Source organism: Campylobacter concisus (assembly GCF_003049065.1).
Taxonomy (GTDB): domain Bacteria; phylum Campylobacterota; class Campylobacteria; order Campylobacterales; family Campylobacteraceae; genus Campylobacter_A; species Campylobacter_A concisus_BE.
The window spans coordinates 106,933-125,008 of record NZ_PISC01000006.1 but is presented as its reverse complement, the minus strand read 5'-3'; the positions used below and the strand labels follow the sequence as shown (position 1 = coordinate 125,008).

Genomic DNA, 18,076 nt, shown 5'->3' with positions numbered 1-18,076 from the left:
CTACTCCTCGTTTGAAAGTCTAATTAGTGCGTTTGTCAAAATTTTTGTTGCGGCTACTGCGTCTTTGAAATTTATCGCCTCTTTAGTGTTGTGACTGATACCATCCACACAAGGGATAAAGAGCATACCAACGCTACTTGCGAGCTTTATTAAATTCATCGCATCATGCCCAGCCCCACTTGGCAAAGTAAGCGTTTTTATGCCAAGCTTTTTGGCTTCATCTTCAAGTAAATTTATGGCGTGTTCGCTTAGTTTTACTGGCTCGTCGCTGCTTAGCTCTCTTATCTCGTAGCTAAATTTAAGCTCACAGCTTAGCTCACCCACAAAATTTCTAAGCTCTAAATTTAGCTCCTCTAAGCTAGCCTTGTCGATATCTCTTAGATCAACGCCAAGCCTTGCCTCGCCTGGCACGACGTTTAAAACACCTGGTTTTGCATGCACGTAGCCAACGGTTGCGACGGCTGTTTTTTTGTTTTTGGCAAATTTATTGGCTGCGATTATGATGTGTGAGGCTGCAAGCAGGGCGTCACTGCGCATATTCATAGGAGTTGCGCCGCTGTGATCAGCCTTGCCCTGTATTGTGATCTCAAATCTAATAGGCGCTGCGATCCCGCTTACCACGCCAACGCTTATGCCGCTTCGCTCAAGCACTGGACCTTGCTCGATGTGAAGCTCAAGATAGGCGTGTAGGGAGTTTTCTTTTAGGATGGCTTCATCTAAATTTTGTGGTTTAAACCCAGCCGCACTCATCGCCTCAAAAAGCGAGATGCCATCTTCATCTTTTAGCTCGTGAAGTCTTTGCTCGCTTAGTTTGCCACTTATTATCTTGCTGCCGATAGTGGCTGTCTTAAAGCGGCTTGACTCCTCACAGCTAAAATTTATGAGCCAAAGTGGGCGCTTTAGCTTGATGCCAGCCTCTTTTATAGAGCTTAGTGCCTCAAGACCAGCCATGACGCCAAGTGTGCCGTCATAAAAGCCACCATTTGGCACGCTATCTATGTGAGAGCCCACGCAAACTGGCTTCGCGTCTGCCTCGCAGCCTTCATCATAGATAGCAAAGATATTGCCGACATTGTCAATTTTAAGTTTAAAGCCATTTTTTTCTATCAAATTTATAAGAAATTTTCTTGCTTCAAGGTCCTCTTTGCTAAAGGCTAGCCTTGTTAGCCCTCCACCTTTTAGCGCTCCAAACTCGCTTATAGCGTTAAAATTTCTCTCAAATCTTTTAGCGTCTATCATCATAAATCCTTAAAATATAAAACCAATCTTAAAAAGATTTATTACTTTAAGCATTTTACATTTTGTTTTATGATTTGAAGCTGAAAAAGTGTGAGTTTTTAAATTTTATAAAGCTGAGTCTTGAGATCTTTGATGATAAATAGTAGTTTTTCTAAAATTTCTATCTTATTTGGGTTGTCAGAGCCCTTTAAAATTTGCTGTTCGTTCTCGTAAAATGCGATTTGCATATTTAAAATAGCCTTTTGCAAAGTGGTTGCATCGGTGATCTCATGGATATTTTCGTCCATTAAAATTTCTCTAACCATCTCCTCATCGCTCACGTCGTATCTATAAAGGATGGCGTTTAGATACTCAGGATGCTTTATAAAGTATCTAGCTCCAAGCTTTGAGAGTATCTCATCTCTGTAGTTTGGGTTGTTTAGCATGGTTTTAAAAAGTGCAAACTCAAGCGGGTCTTTGTTCATCACAGCTGGCACCTCATCTACCATGACAGAGTTGCTAAATTCATCTTTCTCTTTTTTTCTAAACTCTCTTTTAAATTTAGCTTCATTTTTTGGCTTCTGCTTTAGCCCAAACCTATCTGCCACGCTTTGTGGAGTGAGGTTAAATCTTGCCGCTACCTCAGTCACATACGAGCTTGCTATCTCCTCTCCAAGCTCGTCCATATAGGCTTTTATCTCGCTTAGGCAGTTATCTCTTTGCATTGAACGGGTTATGTCATACTTTTGCATGATCTTTTCTATATAAAATTTCACCGCGTCCTCGCCAGAGCCAAAGAGCTCATTAAGCTCCTTTATCTTGCCTGCAAAGACCATATCAGCGGGATCTGCGCCGTTACTTATGATGACTACTTTTGTATCTATCTTATTTATGCTTAACAGGTGAGCCGACTTTATGGCTGCATTTATGCCAGCGCCATCTCCGTCAAAGCAAAGCACCACGCTTATCTCGCCCCTTTTTAAAAGTGGCAAGTGGCTAGTAGTAAGCGCCGTTCCAAGCACAGCAACTGCGTTTGTAAAGCCAGCGTAGTGAAGCATGATGACATCAAGATAGCCTTCAGTTATTATTATCTGATTTTTCTCAAAGATGCTTTGCCTAGCTAGGTGGTAGCCGTAAAGTAGCTTTGACTTATCAAAGAGCGCACTTTGGGGCGAATTTACATATTTTGCAGGGTGGTCTGAGATCGTCCTACCACCAAAGCCAACTAGCCTTGTAGTGTGTGAGTAGATGGGAAAGGTTATGCGCTCTATGAAACTAGCGTAAATCCCCTTTTCATTTTGCTTTACGATGCCAGAGTCTATCGCCTCTTTTGGGTCGATATTTTCATTTTGTAAAAGCCTAATGGTGCTTTTACTATCTCCAGCCCAGCCAAGCTCAAATTTCTCTATCATAGCGTCATTTATACCGCGCGACTTGATATATCTAATGGCCGCTTCGTTTTTGTAAAACTCACTTCTATAAAAGGCATTTACCTTTTCTAAAATGTGCTTATTTTCTTTTTGCGTTGGCACCTTGTCGTTTGTGTATTCAAGGCTGAAATTTGAAATTTGAGCGATCTTTTCTATCGCCTCTGGGTAGGTTAGCTTTTCATAATCCATCACAAATTTAACCGCATCTCCGCCAGCTTTGCAGGCAAAACAGTGATACATCTGTTTGTTTTGATTTATGCTCATGCTTGGGTTTTTGTCGTCGTGAAACGGACAGACGCACTTGTAGCTTGAGCCCATCTTTTTAACTGGGATATACTGCTCGATGATATTAACAATGTCTATTTGGTTTTTTAATTTTTCAATGGATTTTGGATCTATCATAAGCAAAATTATACAACTGCTTTGTTATAATTAAAGTAAAATTTTATTACAAAGTATAAGCGTGGATATTTTTTTCATTGGACACAGAGATCCGATATTTAGCCTTATTATTCTATTTAGTATCATCTTGATGATCGCGGCTTTAAGCTATGCTTGGGGCATATTTTCAAGTAAAGATGAGAAAAAACGCATCGAGAAATTTATCAAGAAATTTGACAGCAAAGATGGCATAAGCGACGAGCACAAGCAGATGCTAAAAAGCCCGGAAGTAGATATACCAAGCCTTAGCATGCTAGGTCAGACATTTGCTAAAAATGGTGACTTTGAAAAATCGATAGGCGTCTATCTCATCGCACTTGAAAAGGTAAAAGATAAAAACGAGAAGGAATTTATCCTAAACGAGCTTGGAGAGGTCTATTTTAAGGCTGGATTTTTAAAAAAAGCCAGCGAAGTCTTTGAAAAAGCGCTTGAGCTAAGTCCTAGAAATGTCCTAGCACTGCGCTTTTTAACGATGATAGATGAGAAGCTTAAAAACTATAAAGAAGCACTTTATGCGCTAAATTCTCTTGAAGAGCTAGGGACAAATGTAAAAGATCAAAAGGCCTATATAAAGGCTATCAGCACGCTTGATGATAGAAATTTAAGCTTTAGCGAAAAGGTAGAAATTCTCTCGCACCTTAGTCAAAATTTTGAGCTTTTAAAGCGCATGATCTTAGCGCTTTTCATAAGACACAATGAAAATTTAGAAAATTTAAAAGATTTTGCCAAATTTGAAGATGTGCTGGATCTGCTTTACAACCTAAAAACGCCTATAAATTTAGACGATGCAAAATACAAATCACTCTTTTACGCAAAGGGCGATATAGAAGGTCCATGCGAAATTTACGGCTTTGAGCTAAATGTCATAAAAAGGCTAAAGGACGCTAAATTTGACGCGGCTGGGTTAAGCTTTAACTACGTTTGCAAAAACTGCAAAAACTCATTTCCTATGCACTTTTACCGCTGTCCGGTCTGTCACGAGCTAGGAAGTGTCAAAATTTTATCCCACATCACAGAAAAATCAAGTGAAGATAGTAACACTTTTTAGTGATGGCTCATGCCTTGGAAACCCTGGAGCTGGCGGCTGGGCTTACATTTTGAGATTTAACGAAGCGCAGAAAAAAGAAAGTGGCGGCGAGGCATATACGACAAATAACCAAATGGAGCTAAAAGCTGCGATAATGGGGCTAAAAGCGCTAAAAGAGCCCTGCGAGGTAAGGCTTTTTACCGATAGCTCATACGTGGTAAATAGCATAAATGAGTGGCTTGCAAACTGGCAAAAGAGAAATTTTAAAAATGTAAAAAATGTCGAGCTTTGGCAGGAGTATTTAGAAATCTCAAGACCGCATAAAGTCGTGGCTAGCTGGGTCAAGGGGCACGCTGGGCACCCTGAAAACGAAGAGTGCGACCAGATGGCAAGAGACGAGGCATTAAAAATAAAAGATGAGAATAAGATATGAAAAATTTAGAAGAATTTGAACGTAATCTTGGCTATAAATTTAAAAAATCTGAGCTTTTAGAAGAGGCGCTAACTCACAAGAGCACTAAGCAGGCGTTAAATAACGAGAGGCTTGAGTTTTTGGGCGATGCGGTGATGGATCTGCTCGTGGCTGAGTATCTTTTTAAGAAATTTAGCAAGATCGCAGAGGGCGATATGAGCAAACTTCGTGCCGCGCTTGTCAATGAAAAAAGCTTTGCAAATATGGCTAGACGGCTAAAAATGGGCGAGTTTTTAAGGCTTAGCCAAGCTGAGGAAAACAACGGCGGTAGAGAGAAAGATAGCATTTTAAGTGACGCATTTGAGGCAGTGATGGGCGCTATCTACCTAGAGGCTGGACTTGATAAAGTTAGAGAAATTTCGATCGCCTTGCTTGAGCTTTGCTATCCACAGATCGACTTTGCACACCTTGAAAAGGACTACAAAACCGCCCTTCAAGAGGTCACTCAAGCAACCCTTGGCGTCATACCAACATACGAGCTCATAGGCTCTTTTGGGCCTGATCACAAGAAAGAATTTGAGATAGCCTTGCTATTAAATGGCAAAGAAATTTCACGTGCCGTTGGAAGCTCAAAAAAGCAAGCCCAGCAGCTCGCAGCAAAAATAGCACTAGAAAAAATCAAAAAATAGGATAAATTTTGAATACATTTGGCAAAAAACTAACCTTAACTAGCTTTGGCGAGAGCCATGGAGTGGCGATCGGTGGCGTGATAGACGGCCTACCTGCTGGGCTAAAGATCGATATAGACTTCATCCAAGGCGAGCTTGATAAGCGTCGCCCTGGGCAAAATAGCTTCACAACGGCAAGAGATGAGGCTGATAAGATAGAAATTTTTAGCGGCGTCTTTGATGGCATGAGCACTGGAGCGCCGATAGGTTTTGCCATTTTTAACAACAACCAAAAGTCAAATGACTATGAAAATTTACGTGAAATTTTCCGCCCTGGGCATGCTGATCTAACATATTTTAAAAAATATGGCATTAGAGACCACAGAGGCGGTGGGCGTGCGAGTGCCAGAGAGACGGCAGTTAGGGTCGCTGGTGGGGCATTTGCACAGCTACTTTTAAATGAATTTAAGATCGAGGTTTTAAGCGGCGTGCTTGGCATTGGCAAAGTTATTAGCGACAAGGTTGATTTTGATTTTGCCCAAAATTCGCAAATTTACGCCCTTGGTAACGAAGAGGCGATGAAAGAGGCGGTAAATAAAGCTAGAAGCGAGCACGATAGCGTCGGAGCTGTGGTTTTAAGCGTGGCTAGAGGCGTGCCAGCTGGTCTTGGCGAGCCACTTTATGATAGGCTTGATGGCGCTTTGGCAGCTGCTTTAATGGGCATAAACGGCGTAAAAGCCGTAGAGATCGGCGCTGGCGTAAATGTAAGCTCTATGCTTGGCTCAGCAAACAACGACGAGATGGACGAGCTTGGCTTTTTGAGCAACAACGCTGGTGGCATACTTGGAGGCATAAGTAGCGGCGCTGAGATAGTACTAAAGAGCCATTTTAAGCCAACGCCTTCGATATTTAAAGAGCAAAAGACGCTAAATTTAGCTGGCGAGACGGTGGATTTTGAACTAAGAGGCAGGCATGATCCTTGTATAGGCATACGTGGCAGCGTCGTAGCAACTGCGATGATAAGGCTGGTTCTTGCTGATATGCTCTTACTAAATGCAAGCACAAAGCTTGAAAATTTAAAGAAAATTTACGGCTAAATTTGACTTAGCCACAAAGCGATGGCTAAATTTAGAAATTTACAGCGACCAGCTTGATCTCGTCTTTAAATTTTTCTAAATTTGCTAAGACCCCGTATCCGCAGTTGCTTTGAGTGGTTCCGGATGTGCCTTTGTCGCTAATTGGCACATTGACGCAGCCATGCTTGCAAAGGCTCTTCTCGCCTAGCACTTCAGGTTCGTACCATGCGCCTTCGCAGATGGCGATGACGTGCTCTGGGATGATGAGTAGCAAGCGCGCCAACTAAAATTTCACACATGTCGCTAAACATTCTCACCACGTTGCCAGTTGCTATGCCTTCATTTACATTTATAAGCATCGGCTCTCTAGCGCTCAGCTTGGCGTAGTTTCTGGTCACGGAGCTATTTAGCTATGAGTGGAGGCGATATCTTTGATGCTGGGTCTTTGCACTCAAATTTAGCCTTTTTCTAAAAGATTTTTATTAAAATTTTAAGCCATTTCAAACAAAATTTGCAAACTAACTTTTACTAAATTTCATCTATAATCCTCTCATGAAAAATGAAAATCCAAACAGCAAAATTTACGCCGTTATCGACCTAAAGTCCTTTTACGCCTCGGTTGAGTGCGTGGAGCGCGGGCTTGATCCATTTAAGGCCGATCTAGTCGTGGCTGATGCTAGTCGTGGCAGTGGCGGCATCTGCTTAGCTGTCAGCCCTGCGCTTCGTGCAAAAGGGGTGAAAAACCGCTGCAGGCTCTTTGAGATACCAAGAGATGTCAAATTTATCATCGCGCCACCTAGGATGCAGTTTTACATCGACTATGCCGCTAGGATTTATGAAATTTATCTAAAATATGTCTCCAAAGAGGACATTTATGTCTATTCGATCGATGAGTGCTTCATAGACCTCACTTCTTATTTGAAATTTTACGCTCTTGGCGCAAAAGAGATGGCGAAGATGATGATGGATGAGATCTTAAAAACGACTGGCGTGACGGCGACTTGCGGCATGGGGACAAATTTATACCTCGCAAAGATCGCGCTTGATATATTAGCAAAGCACCAAGATGACGGCATCGCGTATCTTGACGAAGAGCTTTACAAAAAGCAGCTCTGGACGCACCAGCCACTAAGTGACTTTTGGCGTATCGGTAAGCAAACTAGGCTAAAGCTCGAAAAATGCGGCATCTTTTGCATGAAAGATATCGCAAATGCGCCAAAAAGCCTGCTTGAAAAAATTTTTGGCGTCGATGCCTACATCACGATAGATCACGCTAACGGCATAGAGCCAACGACGATAGCCGATATAAAAGCCTATAAACCAAGCACGAAGTCCTACTTTAGCTCGGAAATTTTGCCAAGAGACTACGAGCGCTGTGAGGCGGTGATCGTGCTAAAAGAGATGGCTGACAGGCTCGCACTTAGGATGATAAACAAAGATGTAAGGGCGAGCGGGCTAACGATAAATGTGAGATTTGCCGATAAGCTTGAGCCGCAGCAACGTGCAAGCGTGCGGTTTAAAACGCCAACAAATATCTCAAGCGTACTGATGAGCGCGGCTGAGGAGCTGCTTTCAAACAAGATAAAAAATACTGGGCTAATCAGGCAAATAGGCATATCAGCAAACGATGTGATAAAAGAAAATTTGGCAGAATTTAGCTTATTTGAAGATGACGCCAAAGAAAAAGCGGTGCTAAAGTCGCTAAATTTGATAAAAGAGAAATTTGGTAAAAACTCAATCCTGCGCGCGATCGACCTGCTGCCAGAAGCGACTGGGCAAGATAGAAACAAAAAGATCGGAGGGCACAAAAGTGGCGAGTAAAGATAGGGCGAAAATTTTTAGCTCATTTAATCCTCTTTCTACCTTAGAGCGAGCCTTGCGTCAAAAAGAGCGAGAAAAATGCGAAAAACTAGAGCTTGACGAGAGTAAAGTCGATGAAATTTTAAAAAAATTAAGCGAGATAAAGATAGCTGATGAGGTGCGTGTGAGCTACCACGACGGCTTTACTTACGTAAAAACTAACGGCCTAGTCTCGGATGTAAATTTCAAAGATAAAACCCTCATGATCGTAAAAACTAAGATCAAATTTGAGGATATAAATAGGATAGAGATCGTTAAAAAAATTTGTAGTATAAAAACTAAATGAGCGTTTTTACCTTCTCCCAAAGCTCGATGTCGCCGTCTATCTCCGTAAAAATGGTAGAAATTTCTATATTTTTTACATTTAAATTTTCTTTGTATTTTTTTAAATCTCTTAGTTTTAGTTTTTCTTGCAAGAAGCTAAATTCATACTCGATTTGACCTCTAGTAACGGCGATCTTGGATAAATTTTCTGCGTCAAATTTTCCAACTTTTGCAACATCAAATTTATATCCACGAGCGCAAGCCTCTTTATAAACTTCCAAAAGATAGGCATTTATAGCATCGATAGAGTTTTGATGAGTGTAAAATCTAATTAATTGTGGGTGGTTTTTATAGCCTTTTGTCAGCCCTTCTAAAACATTTTTAGCCAGCAAAGCCTCTCTCCACAGAGCCACAAGACCCTTTGCGTCAAGATATTTAAAATTTATCGTCCAGAGTCTCATTTTTACCTTATTTATATAATTAAAAATATTAGTTACCCTTTGCTATCTATGGTTTTTGTTTTACTAAGTCAAAAAGTCAACTAAAAAGTTCTGATAATAATAGTTTGTGATTTTATGCATAAAGGCTTTAAAATAACGTTAAAACCGTGGCTCAATGCTTGTAAAAGTTGATAAAAGTTTGTGCTGTTTATAAATAGTGGTCAAATTTAAAAAATTTAATCCTTCCAAAGCCACCATTTTAGCTTGGCCTTGTCTGGGCGTGGAGTGTTTGCATAGTAGCAAACCATGCGGTAAACATAGAGGATGCATCTATCGCTACCGCGTCCAAGCGCCTTTGTGCGTTCAAACATCTCCTCAGGATCCGAGCCCTTTAGCGAAGCGATATCCTCGTAGCCTAGCGCCAGCAAATCGGCCTGCGTCGCCTCGCCGACATAGGGGATTTTTTTAAAATCGCTCAAATTTACCTCAAATTTTTTAAGCAACGCCAAACTCGCCGCAATGAAATTTTAAATTTTATTCGTGCGCTAAAAAGCTAGCTAAATTTTATCTGCTACTACGCTAAGTCGTTATCCAAGCTTCTGGCGAGGTGGTTTAATTAAAATTTCTTACGCGAAAAACTATGCTTAAAATAATTTTAGATCAAATTTTATGCAAGTTAGGGCGCTAAATTTGCTCCAAAATTCTCTCGCAAATTTCTCTTGGGTTTGCGTTTTCATAAATCGGCCTGCCAACGACGATAAAGTCGCTACCCTCTTGCTTTGCGCTAACTAAATTTGCAACCCTCTTTTGATCACCCGCACTCTCGCCAAAAGGCCTAACTCCAGGGCAAAGAGTGATGAAATTTTGATTTGTCACGTCTTTTATGAGCTTACTTTCAAAGACCGAGCAGACCATGCCGTCAAGCCCCGCTTCAAAGCTCATCTGGCTAAATTTCCTAACCGAGCGAGAAATAGTATCGTTATAAACCGCTTCAAATTCGCTCTCGCTAAAGCTAGTAAGTGCTGATACAGCAAGCACTAAAGGGCGATTTTGCAGCGCATTAAGACGCTCCATCACGGTCTTCATCGCTCGCTCGCCAGCACTAGCGTGCAAATTTATCATATCCACGCCTATCTTTGAGACGACCTCAGCGGCGTCTGCCATCGTGTTTGGGATATCATAGAGCTTTAGATCAAGAAAGATTTTAAAATCCCCTGCCCCTTTTAGCTCCTCTATAAATTTAGCTCCGTCTCTAAGATAGCTTCTAAGCCCCACTTTCAGCCAAAGGTCAAGCCCTTTTAGCTCACGCACGAGGGCTAAATTTTCATCCTTGCTCGCCATATCAAGAGCGACGCAGAGCCTCATAGATCGCCCTTTATCTTATCTAGCACACCGTTTATAAATTTTGGTGCCTGATCACTTCCAAGCTCCTTTGCAAGCTCGATCGCCTCGTTTATGATGACAGCTTTATCAGTCTGGCTAAATTTCATCTCATAAAGCCCAAGTCTAAGGATAGCAAGCTCAGTTGCGCCAACCTTGCTAAAGTCGCCATCTTTTAGGTGTGGTTTTAAAATTTCATCTAGTTTTTCTTTATTTGCAAGCACCTCTTTAAAGGTCTGTTGCGCCTCGTTTTTGCGCTCATTTCTTATCTTTTTCTCTTCTAAAAATTCCTCTTCAAACTCCGCAGTTACGGGGTTTATCTCGTTTGAGTAAAGTAGCGAAACGATGGCTTGTCTCACTTGATGACGTGTGGCCATTTTACTCTCCTAGCTTTTTGTATAAATTTAGCATCTCTATAACGCCCGTCATCGCTTCAAAGCCCTTGTTTCCAGCCTTGCTGCCAGCTCGCTCTATCGCTTGCTCGATGTTATCTACCGTTAGCACGCCAAATGTGACTGGTTTTGCGTATTTTAGCGTCACGTTTGCGATGCCTTTGGTGGTCTCAGCGCTTACATAGTCAAAGTGTGGCGTTGCGCCTCTTATCACCGCTCCCACGCAGCAAACCGCGTCAAATTTACCGCTTGCAAGCACCTTTTCAAGCGCCATAGGTATCTCAAATGCGCCAGGGACTAGCACTAAAGTTAAATTTTTCTCGTCGCCGCCGTGACGTAAAAATGCATCTTTTGCGCCCTCTACCAAGCGGTCTGTGATAATGTGGTTAAACCTTGCGTTTATGATCGCTATCTTTTCGTTGCCTTTTAGGGCTAAATTTCCCTCGATTATTTTCATCTTTTCTCCTTTATTTTTTATGCAAGTTTAGCAAAAGCTTGTTTAAAAATAGACCCTTCGTCAAACTATCTTTAGCATGATGACGCTAAAGATGATGAGCGCTAAAAACAAGGCTTTTTTAAAATTTATCTTCTCACCTTCAAAAACTACGCCTACCACGACTGCTCCGATCGCTCCGATGCCTGTCCAGATCGCATACGCCACCGACATAGCGATAGTTTGCATCGCATAGCTAAGTAGCGTTAAAGAAAGGGCAAAATTTCCAAGCAAAAGGATGAAATTTGCCCACTTTTTTACGCCTGTGCTTTTTGAAAATTTCGTGATAAAAAAGACACCAGAGACCTCACAACATCCAGCTAGTAAAAGCGCTAAAAAGTGGATCATTCTTTCATCCCTTTTAGCCCAAGCACGCCTAAGATGAGCGTCGCTATGAAAAATAGCCTAATGAAATTTGGCATGATCCCGCTTGCCAAGTAGTCACTAACGATCTCAGCTATGACGATAAAAACCGTCCCAAAGCCCACAAATACTGCATAAGAGATACTTACAGGCAGATACTTTAAAGCCTTCATAAACGAGACAAAACTTATGCTCACTAGCAGTGTCGTAAGCAAAAATTCACTTAAATTTGACGCGTGCTTTAGCCCATATGCCCAGCCACACTCAGCCACCGCACCTAGAAATATCCATAAAAAGCCTCTATTTGACATAAATTTACTTCATGCCTTTTATGGTATCAACGATCTCTTTTACATTTGCGCTAATCGCCTTATTTTCAAGGCTATCATCGTTATTTTGTCCAACCAGCCCCTTTAAATTTCCAAAGACCCCAGGGTTAAACCTTAGCTCGCTAGAGCTATAATGCCTCAAAACTTCGCCATTTCTAACGACTTCTACCTCGTAAGTAAGGTAGATATTGCCCATCCTGTCGCTTTTAGCAAAGGTCGCCTCGCCTATAAATTCTCTGCGGTGAGTTATCTTTATCTTTAGCTCGTCGCTAGAATTTGGATCAAGCAAATTTTCTTTTGTAAGCGCCCCCAAAATTTGTTTGTTATACTTTTTCTCGATCATTTTTGGACTTTGATAGAGAAATTTTGTCGGTTCGTGGCGCTGCACATGAGTGTAGCTAATGCCCTCAAATTTATACTTGCCAGCAAGTGGCACCTTTGGCTGAGATGAGCCACAACCTACTAAAAACAGCACTCCCAAAAGTAGCGCTAAAATCCTTTTCATCCCTCTCTCCTTAGTTTAAAAATTTAAAATTTCCTCTATCTTTAGCGTGTCATTTACGACCTTTTCAAGCTCGTCTAAATTTAGCATATTTGGTCCGTCGCAAAGCGCTTCGCAAGGGTTTATGTGCGTCTCATAGAAAAATCCATCCACCCCAACGCTAGCTGCTGCTCTCGCAAGATAAGGCACAAACCTAGCGTCGCCGCCGCTTTTTTCGCCAAGTGCGCTTGGCATCTGCACGCTGTGGGTCGCGTCAAAAATGACTGGCGCAAATTCTCTCATCATCACCAAATTTCTCATATCAACGACTAAATTTCCATATCCAAAGGTGCTTCCACGCTCCGTTAGCCAGACGCCATTTGCCTTTGCAACCTCGTATCCATCGCCGCTAACTCCTCTTGTCTCAAGCACCTTTTTAACAGAGTGTTTCATCGCTGAAGCTGCTAAAAACTGCCCTTTTTTGATATTTACGACCGCTTTTGTCTTTGCAGCCGCTACTAGAAGGTCAGTCTGACGACACAAAAATGCAGGAATTTGCAGCACATCAGCCACTTCGCCAACAGGCTGAGCTTGATAGCTCTCATGGATATCGGTTAAAATTTTAAAGCCAAATTCTTTTTTCACCTCAGCTAAAATTTCACAACCCTTCTCTAGTCCAGGGCCACGAAATGAGCTAATACTCGTGCGATTTGCCTTGTCAAAGCTAGACTTAAAGTAAAAATCAAGCTTTGGATTTTCATTAAATTTAACTAGCCTTTTTGCCACTTCAAAAACAAGCTCCTTGCTCTCTATCACGCAAGGTCCAGCGATTAAGATCATCTTTTCTCCTTTATTTTTCTTTAACAACCAAAATTCCACTCACCACGACAAGCACGATACCTGCGAGCGCTAGGTGATTTGGCAACGCATCGCCCATAAAATAGCCAATTATAAGCGTAAAAATGACGTCTGCGTAGCTAACCGCAGCGATCACGCCAGCTTTTTTGCCAACCGCAAATGCCTTTGTCATAAACGCCTGAAAATAGTAGCCACTAAGCCCCATTAGCAAGATAAAAACGACGTTGTGCCAGCTTGGCATAGCAAATTTAGAAAATAAAAAATCCAAAGGCTCATAAGTAAAAAACTCAGCCATCCCCATGCAAATAAGCGGCAAAAATGAGCCCCAAAGCATGAAGCTTAGCACGATGACATTTGTGCCGTAGCTCTTGTTTAGCTCCTTGACACTCGTGTAGGCAATAGCCGCTCCAAGGCCGCTCCAAATGCCGATGATATCGGTTTTATTGATACCTAAATTTGGCTGGATAACAAGCAAAATTCCGCCAAATCCCAAAAAGACAGCAAACCAGCCAAGCGAGCTTAACCGCTCCTTAAACACGATAGCTGCGAGAATGGCTGTGAAGATTGGATTTGTCTTTTGAAATGTAAAGGCTGTGGCTAAATTTACGTGTGCGACGTTATAAAAAAAGGCAAAAAGCGCCACCGTGCCCACAAAGCCGCGAAACATCAGCAGGAAAAAGTGCCCGCCAGTTTGTTTAAATGGGAATTTATAGATGGCGTAGATGACGATGAAAAGTCCGATCAAATTTCTAAAAAAAACAACTTCGATAGAAGGCATATCTTTGCTCAGATACTTTGCAAATGCGCCAGTCACGGCAAACATAAAGCAAGCAAAGAGCATATAAAAAATGCCAAGATGTGAAATATAAAATCTTTTTAACATCGCAAAACCTCTAAATTTAAAGCACTCATTTTAATAAAAAATGGCTTAAATTTTGGTTGATTTTTTCTTTTATTTCGGCGCTTTTAAGCGTAATTTTATACTTTATATAAGAGAAAAATTTGTATAATCAGCCATCATAAAAAGGACAAAATTTGCAAAAAGTAATATTAGTAGGCAAGCCAAATGTCGGCAAAAGCTCACTTTTTAACCGCTTAGCAAGAAGACGCATCGCCATAACAAGCGACGTTAGCGGCACTACAAGAGATACAAATAAAGCTAAGATCGAAGTTGAGGGCAAAGAGTGTATATTAATCGACAGCGGCGGGCTTGATGATAGCAGCGAGCTTTTTAAAAACGTAAAAGCAAAGACCTTGGCAGAGGCTAAAAACTCAGACGTTATCCTATACATGGTCGATGGCAAAATGATGCCAGATGACGAGGATAGAGCCATTTTTTACGAGCTTAGCAAGCTAAATTTACCAATCGCTCTAGTCATCAACAAAATCGACAGCAAAAAAGACGAGCAAAGAGAGTGGGAATTTGTAAGTTTTGGCGCAAAAAACTCATTTGGAATTTCAGTAAGCCACAACACCGGCGTCGATGAGCTTAGCATCTGGCTAGCAAAACACTTAGAAGCGAAAGTGCAGATAAAGGCCGATACGAGCGATGATTTTGATGATTTTTTAGAAAACTATAACGACGAGGGCGAGCTAAGCGACGAGATAGACTATGAGAGCAAAAATATAAGAGTTGGCATCATAGGCCGTGTAAATGTCGGCAAAAGCTCACTACTAAATGCCCTTGTAAAAGAGAGCCGCGCCGTCGTTAGCGACGTAGCAGGCACTACGATCGACCCAGTCAATGAAATTTATGAGCATGATGGCAGAGTTTTTGAGTTTGTCGATACTGCTGGTATCAGAAAGCGTGGCAAGATCGAGGGCATCGAGAGATACGCGCTAAATAGAACTGAGAAAATTTTAGAAGAGACAGACGTGGCGCTACTTGTGCTTGATAGCTCTGAGCCACTAACCGAGCTTGATGAGCGTATCGCTGGCATCGCCTCGAAATTTGAGCTTGGCGTCATCATCGTGCTAAACAAATGGGACAAAAGCAGCGAAGAATTTGACGAGCTTTGCAAAGAGATAAAAGATAGGTTTAAATTTCTCGCATACGCTCCGATCATCAGCGTTTCGGCACTTGGTGGCAAAAGAGTGCATAAAATTTACCCGCTCATAGTTGAAATTTACAAAAACTACACCCAAAAAATCCAAACTTCAAAGCTAAATGAAGTGATCGGCGAAGCGACCAAAGCGCACCCACTGCCACGAGATAAGGGCAGGGTCGTAAAAATTTACTACGCAGTGCAGTTTAAAACCGCACCTATCATGATAGCGCTCATAATGAACCGCCCAAAATGCCTGCACTTTAGCTACAAACGCTACCTGACAAACAAGCTTAGAGAGAGCTTTAGTCTAGCTGGCGTGCCTATCGTGCTAATCCCTAAAAAACGTGGAGAGAGTGATGAAGACAAAGAACAATAATATCGTTTTGATAGGGTTTATGGGCGTTGGCAAGGGCACAACTGCAAGGGCGCTAAGCAAGGCGCTAAAGACGATGAACCTTGACTGTGACGACTTGCTAGAAAGCTCACAAAATATGAAGATAAAAGCTATCTTTGATGAATTTGGCGAAGAGCATTTTAGGCAGCTTGAAAAAGATCTTGCCAAATTTCTAGCCACAAATGTCAAAAATGCGATCATCTCGACAGGTGGGGGCTTTGCAAAGGTTAAAAATTTAAACAAAATAGGCACCGTGATCTATCTAAAAGCAAGCTTTGATGCGATCATGCAAAGGCTAAAAAATAGCAAAAATAGCGAGAAAAAACTCGCCAAACGCCCACTTTTAAGCGACCTAAAAAAGGCTGAGGCACTGCATTTAGAGCGTGAGAAGCTTTATGAGAAAAAGGCTGATTATATCGTTGAAGTCGAGGGCAAAACCCCAAAGCAGATCGTAAAAGAGATAAGGATACTTTTAAAAGTTTAGTTGAAAAGTGGCGTGGGCTGCTTGCAACGATAAAAATTTCAAGATCAGGCTAGATGGCTATCTGGCGTGGTGTTGGAATTTGTGATGTTTGAGCTAAATTTAATGTTTTATAGTGAGAAATTTTGGCGAAATTTTGAGATAAATTTTGCTTCACTTTGATAGAGTGCTAAAGTGACAAATGTTGTGCAGTCAAATTTTATCAAGACTAGGCATTTAACCTGCGAGATAAATTTTAAGATCAAGCTAGACACATAAAGTCTAACGTGATGTTAAAATTTAAAAAGCATTTTGGCGAAGTATCGTGAGATGATTTTTTGCTTCACTTGTTCGCAACGCTAAAGCGACAAATGTTTTGCAGTTAAATTTTAATCAAAACTAGGCATTTAGCCTGTCAAGCTAAATTTTAAGACCAAGCTAGACGCATAAAGTCTAACGTGATGTTAAAATTTAAAAAAGCATTTTGGCGAAGTGTTTTGAGATGAATTTAAATGTTGTGCAGTCAAATTTTAATCAAGACTAGGCATTTAGCCTGTCGATGATTAAAATTTACAAACTCATTTAAAGGCGCTCAAAAAAACGAAGCCAAAATTTGAAAGGATAAGATGAGAGTATTAACCGGCCTCCAACCCTCCGGCAAACTACACCTTGGCAACTATTTTGCCTCGATAAAGCAGATGGTTGATATGCAAGAAAAAAACGAGATGTTTATGTTTATAGCAAACTACCACGCGATGACCAGCCTTAGCGACGGCAAAGCGCTAAAACAAAACACCTTTGACGCTGCGTGTGCATTTTTGGCGCTTGGGATCGACCCAAACAAGAGCATTTTCTGGGTGCAAAGTGACGTAAAAGACGTGCTTGAGCTTTACTGGGTGCTAAGCCAGCACACGCCTATGGGCCTACTTGAGCGCGCGCACAGTTACAAAGACAAGGTCGCAAAGGGCATTAGCTCGCACCACGGACTCTTTAGCTATCCGGTTTTGATGGCGGCTGATATCTTGCTTTATAACGCGCAGGTCGTGCCTGTGGGCAAAGACCAGATCCAGCACGTAGAGATCGCGCGTGATATTGCGATCAAATTTAACAACGAACATGGCGAGATTTTCACTCTGCCTGAGGCAAAGATCGATGAAAACGTCGCTACCGTGCCTGGCACAAACGGCGAAAAGATGAGCAAAAGCTACGGCAACACTATCGATATCTTCGCGGACGCCAAGACGCTTAAAAAGCAAATTTCAAGCATCGTGACTGATGGCACGCCACTTGAAGAGCCAAAGCAGTGGCAAAACTGCAATGTCTATAATATCGCAAAGCTTTTCTTAGACGAGAACGGCCAGCGCGACTTGCAGGCTAGATATGAGCGAGGCGGCGAGGGTCACGGACACTTTAAAGCCTATCTAAACGAGCTTGTTTGGGACTATTTTAAAGATGCAAGAGAGAAATTTGAGCACTATCAAAACAACCCTGACGAGGTGGCTAAAATTTTAGATCTAGGTGCTAAAAAGGCTCAAAATGTGGCTCACACAACGATAAAAAAAGTGCGTGAAGCGGTTGGAATTTACAGATAAGGAAAAATATGCAAAATTTATACCCCTACGCGCAGATAATTCACCTTTTTTGCGCGATTATCTTTGTTGGTTATCTATTTTTTGATGTGATTATATTAAGAGTGGCGAGCAAAAAGATGCCACCAGAGCTTGCTCAAAAGGCAAAACAAGCCATCGGCTCAGTAGCTGTTAAGATCATGCCTATTTGCGTGCTACTTTTAGTTTTAACTGGTGGCATGATGATGAGTAACTGGGTAGGCAGCAAGGCTGGAGGCTACTTTGAGACAAATTTACAGATCGCTTTTATGATCAAATTTTGCTTAGCGATGGTGATCGTGGCTGCGGTGATAGTAAATTTAAGCTGCAAATTTATATTTAAGCGCCCTAGCCCACTTGGCAACATCCACCCTATCGCACTTACGCTTGCGGTGGCGATCGTATTGCTTGCAAAAGTTATGTTTATGGTTTAAG

Annotated in this window: 23 protein-coding genes; 10 read left to right on the top strand and 13 right to left on the bottom strand. The window is 41.7% G+C overall.

From position 1 onward, the window contains the following. Window positions 1–1,239 (bottom strand): M20 family metallo-hydrolase, encoded by a 1,239-nt coding sequence (locus CVS81_RS06675; RefSeq protein WP_107965483.1) that lies wholly within the window; start codon window positions 1,237–1,239, stop codon window positions 1–3. A 98-nt stretch (window positions 1,240–1,337) separates the two neighbouring features. After that, window positions 1,338–3,050: a DNA primase gene (dnaG, locus tag CVS81_RS06670; RefSeq protein WP_199907167.1), complete on the bottom strand. Its 1,713-nt coding sequence runs from the start codon at window positions 3,048–3,050 to the stop codon at window positions 1,338–1,340. A 61-nt stretch (window positions 3,051–3,111) separates the two neighbouring features. Here dnaG and CVS81_RS06665 point away from each other — a divergent pair, with 61 nt between their 5' ends. Genes CVS81_RS06665 through aroC form a run of 4 tightly spaced genes read left to right on the top strand, consistent with a single transcriptional unit; the run spans window position 3,112 to window position 6,293 of the window. After that, complete coding sequence (locus tag CVS81_RS06665) at window positions 3,112–4,137, top strand: tetratricopeptide repeat protein (protein WP_035142772.1); 1,026 nt, start codon at window positions 3,112–3,114, stop codon at window positions 4,135–4,137. Continuing rightward, on the top strand, window positions 4,115–4,549 hold the full coding sequence (gene rnhA, locus CVS81_RS06660; RefSeq protein ID WP_107965481.1) for a ribonuclease HI: 435 nt from the start codon (window positions 4,115–4,117) through the stop codon (window positions 4,547–4,549). Before CVS81_RS06665 ends, rnhA begins: the two co-directional genes overlap by 23 nt. Then, window positions 4,546–5,217, top strand: a complete 672-nt coding sequence (gene rnc, locus CVS81_RS06655; protein ID WP_103590185.1) for a ribonuclease III — start codon at window positions 4,546–4,548, stop codon at window positions 5,215–5,217. The genes rnhA and rnc overlap by 4 nt, the downstream gene beginning before the upstream one ends. Before the next feature lie 8 nt (window positions 5,218–5,225). After that, window positions 5,226–6,293, top strand: coding sequence for a chorismate synthase (gene aroC, locus CVS81_RS06650; protein WP_107965480.1), 1,068 nt, complete (start codon window positions 5,226–5,228; stop codon window positions 6,291–6,293). A gap of 31 nt (window positions 6,294–6,324) precedes the next feature. Here the strand turns inward: aroC and CVS81_RS10055 are convergent, their stop codons facing one another. After that, window positions 6,325–6,555, bottom strand: a complete 231-nt coding sequence (locus CVS81_RS10055) for a hypothetical protein (RefSeq protein ID WP_234399536.1) — start codon at window positions 6,553–6,555, stop codon at window positions 6,325–6,327. Window positions 6,556–6,824: 269 nt separating this feature from the next. On the opposite strand from CVS81_RS10055, the gene CVS81_RS06640 reads away from it, so the two are divergent. Beyond that, window positions 6,825–8,093, top strand: a complete 1,269-nt coding sequence (locus CVS81_RS06640) for a DNA repair protein (RefSeq protein ID WP_107965479.1) — start codon at window positions 6,825–6,827, stop codon at window positions 8,091–8,093. After that, window positions 8,083–8,418, top strand: a complete 336-nt coding sequence (locus CVS81_RS06635; protein WP_234399535.1) for a YolD-like family protein — start codon at window positions 8,083–8,085, stop codon at window positions 8,416–8,418. Before CVS81_RS06640 ends, CVS81_RS06635 begins: the two co-directional genes overlap by 11 nt. Here CVS81_RS06635 and CVS81_RS06630 read toward each other — a convergent pair. From CVS81_RS06630 to CVS81_RS06585, 10 genes are all read right to left on the bottom strand, one after another. Then, window positions 8,411–8,857 carry a pyrimidine dimer DNA glycosylase/endonuclease V gene (locus CVS81_RS06630; RefSeq protein WP_107965478.1) on the bottom strand — a complete coding sequence of 149 codons (447 nt, stop codon included), beginning with the start codon at window positions 8,855–8,857 and terminating at the stop codon, window positions 8,411–8,413. The two genes, CVS81_RS06635 and CVS81_RS06630, sit on opposite strands and share 8 nt — an antisense overlap. A gap of 215 nt (window positions 8,858–9,072) precedes the next feature. Next, entirely contained in the window at window positions 9,073–9,315 is a 243-nt protein-coding gene (locus CVS81_RS06625; protein WP_107965494.1) for a helix-hairpin-helix domain-containing protein, read from the bottom strand. A 205-nt stretch (window positions 9,316–9,520) separates the two neighbouring features. Continuing rightward, window positions 9,521–10,201: an orotidine-5'-phosphate decarboxylase gene (pyrF, locus tag CVS81_RS06620; protein WP_107965477.1), complete on the bottom strand. Its 681-nt coding sequence runs from the start codon at window positions 10,199–10,201 to the stop codon at window positions 9,521–9,523. Continuing rightward, window positions 10,198–10,593 (bottom strand): transcription antitermination factor NusB, encoded by a 396-nt coding sequence (gene nusB / locus CVS81_RS06615; protein WP_004317696.1) that lies wholly within the window; start codon window positions 10,591–10,593, stop codon window positions 10,198–10,200. The genes pyrF and nusB overlap by 4 nt, the downstream gene beginning before the upstream one ends. Window position 10,594: 1 nt before the next feature. Further along, window positions 10,595–11,065, bottom strand: coding sequence for a 6,7-dimethyl-8-ribityllumazine synthase (gene ribH, locus CVS81_RS06610; RefSeq protein ID WP_021084559.1), 471 nt, complete (start codon window positions 11,063–11,065; stop codon window positions 10,595–10,597). A gap of 60 nt (window positions 11,066–11,125) precedes the next feature. Continuing rightward, the gene (locus CVS81_RS06605) at window positions 11,126–11,449 is read right to left on the bottom strand and encodes a DMT family transporter (RefSeq protein WP_004317710.1); all 324 of its coding nucleotides are present in this window, start codon (window positions 11,447–11,449) and stop codon (window positions 11,126–11,128) included. Then, the gene (locus CVS81_RS06600; RefSeq protein ID WP_107965476.1) at window positions 11,446–11,775 is read right to left on the bottom strand and encodes a DMT family transporter; all 330 of its coding nucleotides are present in this window, start codon (window positions 11,773–11,775) and stop codon (window positions 11,446–11,448) included. The genes CVS81_RS06605 and CVS81_RS06600 overlap by 4 nt, the downstream gene beginning before the upstream one ends. Before the next feature lie 4 nt (window positions 11,776–11,779). Next, entirely contained in the window at window positions 11,780–12,298 is a 519-nt protein-coding gene (locus CVS81_RS06595; protein ID WP_107965475.1) for a hypothetical protein, read from the bottom strand. Between the two features lie 15 nt (window positions 12,299–12,313). After that, window positions 12,314–13,114 carry a 3-deoxy-8-phosphooctulonate synthase gene (gene kdsA, locus CVS81_RS06590; protein ID WP_004317708.1) on the bottom strand — a complete coding sequence of 267 codons (801 nt, stop codon included), beginning with the start codon at window positions 13,112–13,114 and terminating at the stop codon, window positions 12,314–12,316. Window positions 13,115–13,124: 10 nt separating this feature from the next. Beyond that, on the bottom strand, window positions 13,125–14,015 hold the full coding sequence (locus tag CVS81_RS06585) for a DMT family transporter (RefSeq protein WP_021084553.1): 891 nt from the start codon (window positions 14,013–14,015) through the stop codon (window positions 13,125–13,127). Window positions 14,016–14,167: 152 nt separating this feature from the next. On the opposite strand from CVS81_RS06585, the gene der reads away from it, so the two are divergent. The 4 genes from der to CVS81_RS06565 all read left to right on the top strand — a co-directional run bounded on the left by der (window position 14,168) and on the right by CVS81_RS06565 (window position 18,075). Further along, a complete protein-coding gene (der, locus tag CVS81_RS06580; protein ID WP_107965474.1) occupies window positions 14,168–15,556 on the top strand; it encodes a ribosome biogenesis GTPase Der in 1,389 nt (462 codons plus the stop codon). After that, complete coding sequence (locus CVS81_RS06575; RefSeq protein ID WP_021090653.1) at window positions 15,537–16,058, top strand: shikimate kinase; 522 nt, start codon at window positions 15,537–15,539, stop codon at window positions 16,056–16,058. Before der ends, CVS81_RS06575 begins: the two co-directional genes overlap by 20 nt. A 602-nt stretch (window positions 16,059–16,660) precedes the next feature. After that, a complete protein-coding gene (gene trpS, locus CVS81_RS06570; protein WP_107965473.1) occupies window positions 16,661–17,626 on the top strand; it encodes a tryptophan--tRNA ligase in 966 nt (321 codons plus the stop codon). 8 nt (window positions 17,627–17,634) lie between these two features. Then, window positions 17,635–18,075, top strand: coding sequence for a copper resistance protein CopD (locus CVS81_RS06565; RefSeq protein WP_107965472.1), 441 nt, complete (start codon window positions 17,635–17,637; stop codon window positions 18,073–18,075). The last annotated feature ends 1 nt before the right edge of the window (window position 18,076 follow it).